Here is a 13,091-nt window from a genome sequence, read left to right as displayed (position 1 = left end):
TTCTTCTCTATATCCAGTCTTCATAATGTTTTTTTATAAATTGAATCTCATTCTCGTAGTGTGCCAAATGTCCCTCATCCATCATTTTTTGAAAGGCTTGATTACCGTTAGCTGCAAAGTTTCTTATCGTATCACATAGTACAACCAATCGATCAATAATCCACTCCTTCATATTGTTAGGAACGGGTAATCCATAAGATTCAAAAAACAATTGTATTCGGCGCCGGCGCTCTTGCGCATCTTTTTCACGCTGATACTGTATTACTTCCATCGTTTCAGAAGAAAAGTCAGGTGTAAAACGACCCAGCGGTACGGACGTGTAAAGGGTATATGCAATATCCCACAGGCGCGGACCTGGGCCAGCCATGTCAAAATCAATGAGTGCTGCGGCCTTCCCATTCTGAAAGACAAGGTTATAGAACGCGGCATCGTTATGACATATTACTTCGTGTTCGGCACCGTCAGGGCCTGTAAGCTGCCATTTGGCTTCAGGACTTGGAACAAAGGATCGGGTCGCATCATGAAATTGTCGTAACAGGTGGGCAAAGTCCACAAGCGTCTCGTCCATCCACCAAGTATGCGATTCTAACTCCGGCTTGTTCATATCACCAGTCACAAATGTTAATATCTCACGGCCAAATTCATCAATGCCAAGAAATTTTGGTGCTCCCTCGAACCCTTGTCTTTCTAAATGCGTAAGCAATTCATGAACACTTGTGCTCCAATATCCTGTAGGACGTCGAACGGTGTCTCCTATACGAACGATATGATTTACGTTTCCGCCGCTTAATACCTCTTCTTGAGTCATAAGGTTTCACTCCTCGCTTCTATAATGTGCTATTCCCCAACAAAAAGAGTCAAATAAACTGTTTTTCAGTCTTTTTTCAAATGAAGTAAAGGGCGCTGGATACGGGCAGCGGGAATTACTGGGGGAAATGCTGGCACTGTACCGCGAAAAGAACCCGGACGTAATGGTAAAAGTAGACCAGCTAGTAGAACTTCTAGGGGGCGAATATTAAAAATGACCGCAGACCGCCTTATAGATCAGCAGCTTAAAGTAGTCGAAGAAGCCGTAGGAAAACATTACGTAAGCCCGCAGCTGGTATTATGCGCTACAGAATTCGCGGAAGAACAGGGGGAACTGCTGCAGAAGTACGACCCAGTACAGCAGCTTTTCTTTTTAACCGACGGGGAACCTTACAGCCACGAAGCCATAGTAAAATACTGCGAAGACAAAAAAGCCGCTGCAAAATAAGCGGCTTTTTTCTGCCTTCTGGCATATTATGAATACGGGAAGCATAAAATTTTTCCAAAGGAAAAAAGCTTTTTGACGACGAAAAATTTTTACTACCCTTATCCAAATAAGCAAAAACAGCCCCGGGACCCCCAGCCCTGGGCTTCTTTTTTATGTTTTTAGGAATAACGTAATACAGATCGTAATACATATTTAACAGATAGGCAGCAGCCTACGGAAAGGGGTAATTTTATGAAAAGTAATATTATACCTTTTAGAATTCGTAAACAGCTGGACGACGACCTTAAGGAACAATTCGAACAGCTGCCCGAAGACCAGGACCGCAGCGAAGTAATAAGGGCAGCTTTAATGAAAAACGTATACTCACTATGAAGCACACTGGAAAAGGAGGATCTAAATGACAAATAACAACCTGTTAAGCTTTTATGATCCCTATGTTTATCAGACCTTATCAACGATCGTTGGTAATGTGGTTACTGTTCAAACCATAAGAGGCAGCGTTCGTGGTTTATTGAAAAACGTATTACCAGATCACATTGTTGTCGAATCTAACGGAACTCCCTTTTTTATTCGTACCCAGCAAATTATTTGGGTTTTTCCTGGTTAACAAAATGAAAGTGGAGGGGAAATCATGTTTAAAAGAATCAATAAATTAGCAATTGAACTTCCTGTACCCGCACACGGCGATATGAATGCTGCAGCTGCAGTACAAGAGCTCTTGGGCGGCAAGTTTGGGGAGATGTCCACCTTAAATAACTATATGTTTCAGTCTTTTAACTTCAGAAATAAAAAAAAGCTAAAACCCTTCTATGATTTAGTGGCAAGCATTACAGCAGAAGAATTTGGTCATGTAGAGCTTGTTTCTAATGCGATTAATTTGTTATCGGTAGGCAATACTTTTCCAGGTGATCCGGATATCACTCCACTTCAAAATGGGAAGGATGCAAGAAATACCTACCATTTTATTTCTACAGCTCAAACCGCAATACCTGGTGATTCCATGGGAAGACCTTGGACTGGGGATCATGTTTTTAATAGTGGAAATTTAGTCTTAGATTTAACACATAACTTTTTTCTTGAGGTTGGTGCACGTACACATAAAATGAGAGTTTATGAGATGACAGATCATCCAGTGGCTAGAACCATGATTGGGTATTTACTTGTTCGTGGAGGGACACATATCCTCGCCTATGCGAAAGCGATCGAAATTGCTACAGGGGTAGATTTGACGAAAATGCTTCCGGTTCCTAATCTAGATAACTCAAAATTTGATTATTCCAAACCGTTCATTGAAAAAGGCTTAAGCAATGTGTTATTCACATGGAGCGAAACAGATTATAGGGATATCGGAATGATCTGGAAAGGAACGAATCCGGAAAACGGGCAGCCGCTTGAAGTGAAAATTGGTACCCCGGAAGGCGCACCCATTCCAGACTTAGAGGAATTACCTGAAGAATTTGCTCCTGGCATTACTAGGGACGATTATGAATTAATTAAAAAACGTCTCATGGCAAATTTATAACGTGTTCTCTATTTGAAGTGCAAAGCATGAGAAAACATTTAAAACAGGATGCCAAATCGTAATTGATTTAGCATCCTATTCTTTGTTGTTATATATTCAAACGTCAAATATAGCCCCCACCTACAAACAAAAGTTTTATTTTAGTCTATCATCGTACATGAATTGAATTTGAATACCGAACGGATCCTCAATAATGCCATATGCTTTGCTAAATACATTGCTGGATAAAGGAACCATGATTCTTACCCTATCATCTGTAGTCAAGCTGTTGTAAAAATGTTCGATTTCTTCTAAATCAGCACTTTGAATACACAATGAGGTGTTGTTGCCAACTACATATTTTTCTGTGGCATCCATCGGATCTTCTGCGATCATGACTTTTGTTTTTCCAATGGATAAGACGGAATGAGTAATATAATGCTTATTTTCATCCGTAAGCTGCATCGAGCTGTCACGTTTTGCTAGGTCTTCATAGGTTACCAGTAACAATTCCTCTGCATTTAAATGCTGTTTGTAGAAATCAATCGCTTCTTTTGCTTTTCCATTCATAGATAAGAAAATAGCTACTTCTAGCGTTGCACTCATGGTACCGTCTCCTTTTGGATCATATTGTAAGGCCATTTGATGTATACCTTGAGCTTATTATAAAATATAAAGGTATCAACTATTGACACCTTTATAAGGAGATTTACGGTGAATAAATCAGAAAGATTAAATGACATGATTAGATACTTGAATGGCCGAGAGTTCTTCAATCTAAGTGACTTAATGGAACAATACGATATCTCCAAAAGTACGGCATTGCGCGACATTAGCTCCTTAGAGCAATTGGGTATGCCCATTTATTCAGAGCAAGGCAGACATGGACGATATGGCATCTTAAAAAACAGATTATTATCGCCTATTATTTTTACGATGGATGAAGTGTATGCTCTGTATTTTGCCATGCTGACGTTAGAAGCCTATGAATCAACGCCCTTTCATTTAAGTGTCAATCAACTAAACGAGAAGTTTGAAAACTGTCTTTCTAACGAACAAAATAAACAAATTCACAGAATGAAAAAAATCCTGCAATTTGAAATGTACAAGCACCATCATGCGAGTCGTTTCTTAGACAAAATACTAAAAAGCATACTTCACGAGAACAGCTGCCGTATTCAGTACACAAAAAACAACCAGGAAAAAAGTTACCATGTTCAGTTTTTCAAAATTTCCGCCAAGTTTGGTCAATGGTATGCTGCTGGAATAGAGTTAAATACGAATAAACATAGAGTATTCAGGTGCGACAGAATAACTTTTATTGAAGAAGAGGACGCTGAATCTCCCTTTTCCATAGAAGAACTCGTCAGTCGCTCATTAGAAATTTACCGTGCTGAGAACAGTATTGAATTTAAAGTCGAGATTTCAGAAGAAGCTCGAGATATTTTTTATAAAGAACATTATCCTTCGATGAGATTAGAGAGTGGCAATAACACAGTTATACGGGGTTTCTATCATCCAGGAGAAGAAGCTTTTATAGCCGACTATTTTATGAGATTTGGACCTTATGTAAGATCCATACAGCCTGTTTCATTGAAACAAATGATCCAAGATCGAATCGAGAATCTTTTAAATCACTATAACAACAAGTTGTAGATTGTAGAAGTTGATAACTTCGCAGGCTTATTGTAGTAGAGGAATTAGGCTCGTTAACGGGTCAGGCTCATATAGGAAATAAAAAAGAGGGCCACAGCCCTCTTTTTTTATACCGTCAATACTTACTGAATTAATGATCCCTTCCAACTAACACCGCTACACTCTCCACATGCACCGTATGCGGGAACATGTCCACCGGCGTGACCTCCATCGTCTTGAACCCGCCGTCCTCCAGGACGCGCAGATCGCGAGCCAGAGTGGATGGATTACAGGACACATAAACCACACGCTCCGGACGCATCTCCAGAATCGTATCCAAGAGTCTTGGGTCGCAGCCCTTGCGCGGGGGATCGACGACGATTACGTCAGGGGTAATGCCCTGCTCCTTCCACTTCGGAATGACATCCTCGGATGGGCCGGTCTCGAAGGTGGCGTTCGTGATCTCGTTCAGATCCGCATTCTTCTTCGCATCCTCAATCGCTTCCTTCACGATCTCTACGCCGTAGACATGCTCGGCGTGCTGAGCGAGGAACAATGAGATCGTCCCGATTCCGCAGTAAGCGTCAATGACGGTCTCTTTCCCCGTCAACCCGGCATACTCTACCGTCTTGCCATACAGCACCTCAGTCTGTACCGGATTGACTTGATAGAAGGAACGCGCAGAGATGGCAAACTTGATGTCTCCGATATAATCATAAATGACCTCACTGCCCCATAACACTCGGGTAACGTCTCCGAAGATAACGTTGGTTTTTTTCGTATTCACGTTCTGACAGATGCTGGTCACCTGTGGGATCTGCTCCCGAATGCCATGTATCCATGCTTCTACATGTGGAATGCTGTCTCCATTCGTGACGAGCACAAGCATGATCTCGCCGGTGCGGAACGCCTTCTTCACGACCACATGACGAAGCAGTCCTTTGCCTGTTTCTTCATTATATGCTCGAATTCCGACACTACGGCCGATCTGCTTAACCTGCTCCACGACCTCGTCATTGTGCTCATGCTGAATCATGCAGCGCTCCATGTCCACGATGCGGTGACTGCCCTTGGCATAGAAGCCGCCGATCAGACCGCCGTCGATCTCACCCATCGGCACCTGTGCCTTGTTCCGGTAACGCCATGGCTCCTGCATCCCTAATGTCTCAAGCACTCGAATACCTTCATACACAGGCTTGTCCCCAGCACTGTGAGTATCTTCCATATCTGTAGCGGAGTTATCCACTTGTGGATAATCGGGTTGTCCATCGATCACATTCAGCTTGCCGATCCGCGTCAAGTTATCCACGACGATCTGGCGCTTCCATGCCAGCTGTCCTTCGTAGCTCATATGCTGCAGTTGACAGCCGCCGCATTGATCATAGATCGGGCATGGCGCAGCGACGCGGTCCTTACTCTCTGTAATAATCTCCAGCAGCTTCGCATAGCCATACTGCTTCTTCGTCTTCAGTACCTTCACACGGACCTTCTCGCCCGGGAGTGCACCTGCAACAAACAATGTATAGCCATCCGCACGGCCGACACCCTCACCGTCATGATTCATCCCGATGATATCAATGACCGTCTCGTCGTTCTTCGCAACGGGCAGTCCGTGCACAGCAGAAAAAGATGCCTCGCCTTGTGGCCGCATCCCTGTTCTTGACCTTACTCCAGTCTGCTTGTTACCTGTCTTCCCGGCACGACGATCCTTCCCTTGAAGACGTCCTCCATTAGCCTTACCTGCTCCTGCACTCTCTGCTCCAGCCTTTACTTCACTACTCCGGCGGTTTTTTCCACGACCGCTGCGGTTGTTGTTCATCTTTGTGTAATTCCTCTCATTTGTTGATTTTCTCGATTTAAAATGTAATTGAATTCCAGTTATTACTCCATTAACAATTCAGCTGTATACTGAATCAGATTTCACATTACTCGAAGTACCTGCCTCAGTCTATCTGTAGATTTGGATATGATGGGGCATATTTCTGAAGCTTGCCGGAAGGGACCCGCCCAGCTCTCCGTCCAGATTAAGCAGCACTTCACCCGGTGAGGTAACCTCCATATAGTCTGTTTGGAAGTGAATGACCTTCTTGTCACCCAGATGCTCTCCGCGGAGCGCCATCGTTACAAGGCGAATCATCTCCGCCAGATTACATTTCTTCAGTGCAATGACATCGAATAATCCGTCATCAATCGTCGCACCCGGTGCCAGCTTCTCGAATCCACCGACCGAGTTCGTATTGGCGATCAGGAACAGCATGAATTCATCATGAATGTCCTCCTGCCCCCTGGCCTTGATGTAGAGCTCCTGCGGGGTAAGATTAATCATCTTCTCCATGCCCTTCATGTAATAAGCTAGCTGACCAATCATGGTCTTCAGACGGCTTGGTACTTCATAGGTCAGCTCTGTCAGCGTTCCACCACCGGCAATGTTGATAAAATAACGATTATTCACAAGACCCAGATCGACAGGACGTGTCTCCTGGCGGATCACCATATCGCAGTAATCCTCCCAATGCCTTGGGATTCCGAGCGCTCTTGCAAAATCATTGGTCGTCCCCAGCGGAAAAATGCCCAGCGGCGGCCGATTTTCTTTACCTGCCATCCCATTAATGACTTCATACAGCGTTCCGTCTCCACCTGCAGCAATGATCATATCGTATCCGCGATCAATCGCTTCCGATGCTTCCCTAGTCGCATCCCCTTCGCCCGTCGTTGCGTGACAGGATGCTTCAATTCCGCCCTCATCCAAACGCTGCAATATTGACGCGAGTCTTCGCTTCGCCTCTTCCCGACCTGACGTCGGATTATAGATTAATCTCGCCTTTTTCATAGTCATGATCCTTACGCCACCCACTTTTAGCAAATATCCCAATGATCCCATACAACCAGCCTTGGGCACTTATCTTATAATTTCACTCCAGTTCGTAATACCCTGAATACCGCGTTATAAAATGAATCCGAGCAAACGATAGAAATAGTATCATAGCGACAGCGATTATGAAATGAATTCATCTTCTTACTATTCCCAAAAACACGGCCGCTTAATGTCTAACTCAACCTGTTTCTTACATCCAATAGTTTATTATACAACAAAAAACCGGCCGTCGTCTTTATTTCAGTTCGCATCATACCACTGTTTTTAGGACAAACGGCCAGGCCTCTATTCCTTATTCTATTGTATTCCATATGCATTTCCAATAATAACCGAATATAAATAACAATCACGATAGAATTATGTCCTGCTATGCGTCCGCCAAGGCTCTCAGCATATCGTCCACTTGCTCCTCAATCCACTGATGCAGCAAAGGATGCGGTAAGAGCGTACGATCTCCGCTGTACTCCACATCAATTCCATCCAGCCGCTTCGGTATCTCTACATTCGTAAAATACCCTGCACTCAAAAATAGCGGCATCGCCAGAACCCGGTACCCTTGTTCGATGTAGCCAGCTGCCTTATCCTTGATATGATCTGGATTCAACAGCGCGTAATCCGCTTCGGATACTCCACTGATCTCCTTCACCAGAGAAGCGAGCGTAGAGAAGCCCTGCTCCCATCGCTGCCGAAATCCGTCGTGACGGCTGCCATGTCCAATCAGCAGAATGACTTCCTTAGAAGGCTCCTGCGAATAGGGCTTCAGCTTGTCCCAGATCATCGTGGCAAGCAGCGGATCATCATGCAGCGGATGTCCATAATGGATACGCGACTTCACCCGAAAAAGCTCAAGATCCGTCTCCTTCTCAGGAACAGGCTTGGCTCCAAGGGCATATTCAATCTCATCTACATGTGTACTTCCCGCAGAGATAAACAAGGGAACAGCCAGTATATCGGTGACTCCATTCTGCTCGAGTTCATCAATTCCATCCTGAATAAGCCTTCCCTCTACATTTTCGAGAAAAGAAGCGTATACAGGTACTCCGTCAGGCAGCGACAGCTGCATGACGGCATGATCCACAAGCTCAGTCCAGCCGGAATCCTTAGATCCATGGCTGATAATCAGAACTCCCGGCTTCTTCATCATTTAACGTCCCAGGCGCTCCAGCGCCATCTTGTAGCCGTCATTTCCGTAATTTAAGCAGCGCTTAACACGAGAGATCGTTGCCGTACTTGCACCCGTCTCCGACTCAATCTGATTGTAGGTATTGCCTTTACCCAGCATACGGGCCACTTCCAGACGCTGAGACAAGGATTGAATCTCGTTCACCGTGCACAGGTCGTCAAAGAATACATAGCACTCCTCAATGTCCTTAAGTGTCAAAATGGCTTCGAATAATTGATCTATACTTTTATCATTTAGCTTCTTCAGCTGCATGTCATCATCCCCTAAGGTTACTATGAATCCTATTTCATTGTAACTACACGTTATTGGTATTTCAAGCATTACCGTTTTCACGCGATGCAGAATAAAATCGTTTACGGGCCTTCATCGTTATACACAGCCGGGTAAGATCTTAGCACACCGTACGCCAAACTACATTATACCATAACGCACAGGTTTGCAATGAAATGTGATACCTTTTGCTACTGACTTATTAGAATCATGGACTTATCTATACCCAGACTTCATGTTAATTCGTTCCCCTGTGGATGGAATCCTGTTGACTCTATTCTATTTATCGGTAAATATCCGTACTTTTTTATCGAAGAGGCCTGCATACACCATCGGGATTCACATGTATTCGCTTGTACATATGCTAAGAGCTCATGCTGTATGCATTCCCTCACTGTTCCTTAAGTGGTACAACCGCTTGGGCCGGAGCCCAAATCCGCCAATATCCCGGAAAATCTCGCATTTTCTTAAACGCAGAGCACCTCATCAACATACACTATACTAAACCATGCGCAAAGGAATGTGATCTACCGATGTCTCAACAACATTACAGAAGACGCAGCCGGCAAGCTCGGGCATTCACGGACCCTAATCAGTATTCACCCTATCCTGGGATTCCACACTATAACCAGCCGTCTGCGCCTGCGCCGGCTCCCACTGCACAACCCTATGCATTAGTACCCACTCAGCCGCAAGCACCTTATGCGGTGCCTCAGCAGCAGGCTCCTGTATATCCTGCGAATCAGGTGACACAGCAGGCAGCCGAAACCGAGGCAGCAGCCGCCACTGGAGGTCTGCTTGGCAATTTAGGCGGTATTGGCAATAACCTGAGCAATCTGAAAGGTCTGTTTGACCGAATTGGCGGTATTGACGGGATCGTTAATGGGATGGGGAAGGTCCAGCAGGTTGTCAACGGAGTCCAGCAGATGGCCCCGATGATGAAGCTGTTTGCAGGACTACTTCCCTTTGGAGCTGCAGCTGCAGCAAATAAAGCAGCAGAGTCCACATCACCCACATACGACGATACTTACTACCGTCCGAGGAAGAAGCGTAAACGCAGGAAGACGACTTCCACGGGCAAAAAACGCCGCAAAACCTCGTCCTCCAAGCCCTACTCTCCCTCATCCTCCAAAAAGAGAAGGAGATAATCCAAGCCGGCTGATGCAGAACACCTCATAAAGCACCCTTCGCAGCTGGATCTTCAGCGCGGGGGTGCTTCTATTTAGGTTAAGGCAGCTCTTGAATGGAGCAAGATTTATTTATTTAAACCAGCCTCTCTTCTTAAACCAAATCATCATTCCACAGCCCAGCAGGAGCATTACCACGATGACCGCTGTATATCCATATCGATAGCCGAGCTCTGGCATATAATGAAAATTCATCCCATAGATGCCGGCGATCAGTGTAAGGGGCATGAACAAGGTCGTAATGACCGTCAGCGTCTTCATAATGCTGTTCATTCGATCCGAATTCAGCGAAATGTAGCTGTCCCGCAGATCTGCCGTCATCTCCCGGTCAGCGTCCAGCATATCTGTCAGCTTCAGCAGATGATCGTAGATATCAATAAAATACAGCTTATGATCACTTCGGCTCTGCCCCTGTATATGCTGTGAGTTAACAATTCGATACAAGAGATCCCGCATCGGCACGATCGTATTGCGCAAACGAAGCAGCTTGCTTCGAATGAGAAATACGTGATTGACCAGTTCATCCATCGGGGCGTTACCGCTCCTTCCTTCCAGCTCGGCCAGCTCATCCTCAATGGCAAACAAGACCGGGAAGTATCCATCGACCAGCTTATCCATCACTGTATAGGCCGCCGCAATGGGCGCTCTGCTCCAGATGGTGCGCCTCTCCGCCTCTCCTCCGATACGCTCCCAGGCCTGATTCAGTTCGTCAAGCGGCTCATGATGATAGGATACCAGCAGGTTCGGGCCAAGAAACAGATCCACCTCGTGCGGCTTCTCCTCCTCCTCACGGATCGCATGAAGCACCATGAATTGAATATCCTCATAGTAATCCAGCTTAGGGCGCTGAAGGACGTGCAGGCAATCTTCAACAGCGAGTGGATGAAAATGAAAATAATCCTTTAGCAGCCGGGATTCCTCTTCTGTCGGAGCACTGAAATCTGTCCACACAAAATCATAATCCTCAATCCGAATATCGAGCAGATGTAACTCTTTGACCAATTTATGATCATGGGTTATTGCCATCGTCCGAATAATGGGGCATCACGCCTTTCCCTATCTATCACAGATATCACGGAACAAAAAAGCCCTGCTTCCTCATCTCTGTTCATTCCCAAATCGTTGAAAGAGAAGCAAGCACGGACTGTATAATTTCAGCTGATTTATCTATCCACAAGTGGATAACTTTTTTATTTGACTTTTATTACTCTTAGATGTCCCCATATTCACAGAGTTATAAACATTTTCCACATGGAGCGATCGAAAAACCCGGCAACAACGCGAAATGAATCCACAGCTTCGCGGTGATCCGGGTTCTATTTATTGTATATCTATTTATATAAAACGAAGTGCTTAGAAGAATAACCACATAATAAGGCCGGCAAGAAAACCGCAGATCGGAATGGTGATAAACCAGGTTACCACAATACGTCCTGCCAGCGACCATTTCACGGATTTGAAGCGTTTAGCTGAGCCTACACCGAGGATCGCCGAAGTGATCGCATGTGTGGTGCTGACCGGAAGGTGCAGCAGCGTTGCGCCGAAGATGACGGATGCCGCTGAGAAATCGGCCGCAAAACCGTTAATCGGCTCAATCTTAAATATTTTTGTACCCATGGTCTTGATAATCTTCCAACCGCCGACTGCTGTACCAGCTGCCATCGCTGTTGCTGCTGCGATCTTAACCCACAGCGGAACATCCATCGTATCCTGCAATCCAGCTGCCACGAGAGCGAATGTAATAATCCCCATCGCTTTCTGTGCATCGTTCGTACCGTGTGTGAAAGATTGAAGTGCAGCTGTAAAGATCTGCATGGTACGAAAGCCCTTGTTGACCGTATGCGGACTGCGCTTGGCAAAGATCCATTTCAGTAACATCATCACGACATAACCAATCACGAACGCAATAATTGGAGATAAGATCAAACCTTTAACAATATCAGTAAATCCGCCCCAATTCAGCTCGCTTCGTTCTCCAATAAATACGGCACCGGCAAGCGCACCAATCAGTGCATGAGATGAAGAAGACGGCAGCCCGAACCACCAGGTGATCAGGTTCCAGGCAATCGCAGCAATAAGCGTTGCTATTACGATATTAATCCCGTTATCGAGCTTCGTCGGGTCTGCAACGCTGCCCCCGATCGTTTTCGCAACCCCAGTAAACATCAGTGCCCCGACAAAGTTCATGCTGGCTGCAAGAATAATAGCCCGGCGCGGTGTCAGTGCTCTCGTCGATACCGATGTTGCAATGGCATTCGCTGTATCGTGGAACCCGTTAATGAAATCGAAGGCCAACGCCAGGAAGATGACAATCCCTAATACCCATAAAGTAGTATCCATAATGTATCTGCTCCTTACGAGTTCCGCATAATGATCGATTCAAGACGGTTGGCAACATGCTCGCAAGCATCGGTTGTCGTCTCAAGACGCTCGTAAGTTTCTTTGCGTTTAATCAGTTCAATTGGATCTGTAACCGTGTCGAACAGGTTCTTGATACAAATACGAAGAAGCTCGTCCCCTTGATTCTCCAGATCGTTCAAACGAATCGTATACTCGCGGATGGCAAGCAGCTTCTTCTGAGAGAGCAAATGTACCGCTTTTTGAATTTCGTAAGCAGACTCGCGAATAATTTCAGCAAACTGCACAATATATTGATCCGGTTCTGTCAGATTGTACATGTAGAAACGGGATGCCGTTGCTTCAATACCGTCCAGCACATCATCAAGCGTCGTAGCAAGCGCCATGATATCATCGCGTTCGATCGGCGTAATAAACGTCTTGTTCAGCTCTTTAATAATGGTATGTGTGTAATTATCACACTCGGTCTCATACTTCTTCATTTGATTCGTAAATTCGACCATGTTGTTCAGGCTTCCGGCATGCTGGGCAAAATAGTCCGCAGCTTGTACAACCGTATTCGCCATGCTTTCCAGTGACTCAAAAAATATATCCTTCTTCTTCTTCAAAGCCATTCTTATATCCCCTTCACAGAAATATTGCGTGAAATGTAATGTAATGAAATGAAATGACAACATTTGATATCTTAACATACTTTACACCGCGTTTACACAAAAACCGAACAATTTTCATAATTCTACGTTGCCATCTTCATGTAGAGTGACCTGATCGCGCATCATTTATCCAAATAACTCACAAAACTTCCATGCTTATCCTTGATATTCCTA

At 45.1% G+C, this 13,091-nt stretch carries 15 protein-coding genes; 6 read left to right on the top strand and 9 right to left on the bottom strand.

Annotation, left to right across the window (positions count from 1 at the left end; genetic code table 11):
• Positions 1-7: 7 nt before the first annotated feature.
• Positions 8-808 carry an aminoglycoside phosphotransferase family protein gene (locus PUW25_RS03470; protein WP_047912831.1) on the bottom strand — a complete coding sequence of 267 codons (801 nt, stop codon included), beginning with the start codon at positions 806-808 and terminating at the stop codon, positions 8-10.
• A gap of 213 nt (positions 809-1,021) precedes the next feature.
• Between PUW25_RS03470 and PUW25_RS03465 the strand changes: the two genes are divergently transcribed.
• From PUW25_RS03465 to PUW25_RS03450, 4 genes are all read left to right on the top strand, one after another.
• Positions 1,022-1,255, top strand: coding sequence for a hypothetical protein (locus PUW25_RS03465; RefSeq protein ID WP_047912830.1), 234 nt, complete (start codon positions 1,022-1,024; stop codon positions 1,253-1,255).
• Positions 1,256-1,486: 231 nt separating this feature from the next.
• Positions 1,487-1,627, top strand: a complete 141-nt coding sequence (locus PUW25_RS03460; RefSeq protein WP_274338088.1) for a hypothetical protein — start codon at positions 1,487-1,489, stop codon at positions 1,625-1,627.
• A gap of 25 nt (positions 1,628-1,652) precedes the next feature.
• On the top strand, positions 1,653-1,862 hold the full coding sequence (locus PUW25_RS03455; RefSeq protein WP_047912829.1) for a YuzF family protein: 210 nt from the start codon (positions 1,653-1,655) through the stop codon (positions 1,860-1,862).
• A gap of 24 nt (positions 1,863-1,886) precedes the next feature.
• Positions 1,887-2,777, top strand: coding sequence for a manganese catalase family protein (locus PUW25_RS03450; protein ID WP_047912828.1), 891 nt, complete (start codon positions 1,887-1,889; stop codon positions 2,775-2,777).
• Between the two features lie 135 nt (positions 2,778-2,912).
• On the opposite strand, the gene PUW25_RS03445 is transcribed toward PUW25_RS03450, so the two are convergent.
• On the bottom strand, positions 2,913-3,362 hold the full coding sequence (locus PUW25_RS03445; RefSeq protein ID WP_047912827.1) for a VOC family protein: 450 nt from the start codon (positions 3,360-3,362) through the stop codon (positions 2,913-2,915).
• Between the two features lie 108 nt (positions 3,363-3,470).
• On the opposite strand from PUW25_RS03445, the gene PUW25_RS03440 reads away from it, so the two are divergent.
• Positions 3,471-4,412, top strand: a complete 942-nt coding sequence (locus PUW25_RS03440) for a helix-turn-helix transcriptional regulator (RefSeq protein ID WP_047912826.1) — start codon at positions 3,471-3,473, stop codon at positions 4,410-4,412.
• Between the two features lie 130 nt (positions 4,413-4,542).
• On the opposite strand, the gene rlmD is transcribed toward PUW25_RS03440, so the two are convergent.
• The 4 genes from rlmD to PUW25_RS03420 form a co-directional block, all read right to left on the bottom strand.
• A complete protein-coding gene (gene rlmD, locus PUW25_RS03435; protein WP_047912948.1) occupies positions 4,543-6,042 on the bottom strand; it encodes a 23S rRNA (uracil(1939)-C(5))-methyltransferase RlmD in 1,500 nt (499 codons plus the stop codon).
• 297 nt (positions 6,043-6,339) lie between these two features.
• Entirely contained in the window at positions 6,340-7,221 is an 882-nt protein-coding gene (locus PUW25_RS03430) for a diacylglycerol kinase (protein ID WP_047912947.1), read from the bottom strand.
• Between the two features lie 412 nt (positions 7,222-7,633).
• Positions 7,634-8,407 carry a sirohydrochlorin chelatase gene (locus PUW25_RS03425; RefSeq protein WP_274338266.1) on the bottom strand — a complete coding sequence of 258 codons (774 nt, stop codon included), beginning with the start codon at positions 8,405-8,407 and terminating at the stop codon, positions 7,634-7,636.
• Positions 8,408-8,410: 3 nt separating this feature from the next.
• Entirely contained in the window at positions 8,411-8,701 is a 291-nt protein-coding gene (locus PUW25_RS03420) for a YerC/YecD family TrpR-related protein (RefSeq protein ID WP_047912825.1), read from the bottom strand.
• Positions 8,702-9,252: 551 nt separating this feature from the next.
• On the opposite strand from PUW25_RS03420, the gene PUW25_RS03415 reads away from it, so the two are divergent.
• Positions 9,253-9,867, top strand: a complete 615-nt coding sequence (locus PUW25_RS03415; RefSeq protein ID WP_274338052.1) for a hypothetical protein — start codon at positions 9,253-9,255, stop codon at positions 9,865-9,867.
• A gap of 111 nt (positions 9,868-9,978) precedes the next feature.
• On the opposite strand, the gene corA is transcribed toward PUW25_RS03415, so the two are convergent.
• The 3 genes from corA to PUW25_RS03400 all read right to left on the bottom strand — a co-directional run bounded on the left by corA (position 9,979) and on the right by PUW25_RS03400 (position 12,878).
• On the bottom strand, positions 9,979-10,944 hold the full coding sequence (gene corA / locus PUW25_RS03410; RefSeq protein WP_274338265.1) for a magnesium/cobalt transporter CorA: 966 nt from the start codon (positions 10,942-10,944) through the stop codon (positions 9,979-9,981).
• 315 nt (positions 10,945-11,259) lie between these two features.
• Positions 11,260-12,246, bottom strand: coding sequence for an inorganic phosphate transporter (locus PUW25_RS03405; RefSeq protein WP_274338051.1), 987 nt, complete (start codon positions 12,244-12,246; stop codon positions 11,260-11,262).
• 14 nt (positions 12,247-12,260) lie between these two features.
• The gene (locus tag PUW25_RS03400; RefSeq protein ID WP_274338049.1) at positions 12,261-12,878 is read right to left on the bottom strand and encodes a DUF47 domain-containing protein; all 618 of its coding nucleotides are present in this window, start codon (positions 12,876-12,878) and stop codon (positions 12,261-12,263) included.
• Between the last annotated feature and the right edge of the window lie 213 nt (positions 12,879-13,091).

Source organism: Paenibacillus urinalis (assembly GCF_028747985.1).
Taxonomy (GTDB): domain Bacteria; phylum Bacillota; class Bacilli; order Paenibacillales; family Paenibacillaceae; genus Paenibacillus; species Paenibacillus urinalis.
This window is presented reverse-complemented; position numbering and strand designations above follow the sequence as displayed.

What these genes read in the sequence shown, in the direction of transcription:
- PUW25_RS03420 (WP_047912825.1), bottom strand. Translation starts at nt 8,701, where the DNA reads ATGCAGCTGAAGAAGCTAAATGATAAAAGTATAGATCAATTATTCGAA.
- PUW25_RS03415 (WP_274338052.1), top strand. Translation starts at nt 9,253, where the DNA reads ATGTCTCAACAACATTACAGAAGACGCAGCCGGCAAGCTCGGGCATTC.
- PUW25_RS03470 (WP_047912831.1), bottom strand. Translation starts at nt 808, where the DNA reads ATGACTCAAGAAGAGGTATTAAGCGGCGGAAACGTAAATCATATCGTT.
- PUW25_RS03430 (WP_047912947.1), bottom strand. Translation starts at nt 7,221, where the DNA reads ATGAAAAAGGCGAGATTAATCTATAATCCGACGTCAGGTCGGGAAGAG.
- PUW25_RS03460 (WP_274338088.1), top strand. Translation starts at nt 1,487, where the DNA reads ATGAAAAGTAATATTATACCTTTTAGAATTCGTAAACAGCTGGACGAC.
- PUW25_RS03445 (WP_047912827.1), bottom strand. Translation starts at nt 3,362, where the DNA reads ATGAGTGCAACGCTAGAAGTAGCTATTTTCTTATCTATGAATGGAAAA.
- PUW25_RS03450 (WP_047912828.1), top strand. Translation starts at nt 1,887, where the DNA reads ATGTTTAAAAGAATCAATAAATTAGCAATTGAACTTCCTGTACCCGCA.
- PUW25_RS03405 (WP_274338051.1), bottom strand. Translation starts at nt 12,246, where the DNA reads ATGGATACTACTTTATGGGTATTAGGGATTGTCATCTTCCTGGCGTTG.
- PUW25_RS03400 (WP_274338049.1), bottom strand. Translation starts at nt 12,878, where the DNA reads ATGGCTTTGAAGAAGAAGAAGGATATATTTTTTGAGTCACTGGAAAGC.
- PUW25_RS03465 (WP_047912830.1), top strand. Translation starts at nt 1,022, where the DNA reads ATGACCGCAGACCGCCTTATAGATCAGCAGCTTAAAGTAGTCGAAGAA.
- PUW25_RS03455 (WP_047912829.1), top strand. Translation starts at nt 1,653, where the DNA reads ATGACAAATAACAACCTGTTAAGCTTTTATGATCCCTATGTTTATCAG.
- rlmD (WP_047912948.1), bottom strand. Translation starts at nt 6,042, where the DNA reads ATGCGGCCACAAGGCGAGGCATCTTTTTCTGCTGTGCACGGACTGCCC.
- PUW25_RS03425 (WP_274338266.1), bottom strand. Translation starts at nt 8,407, where the DNA reads ATGAAGAAGCCGGGAGTTCTGATTATCAGCCATGGATCTAAGGATTCC.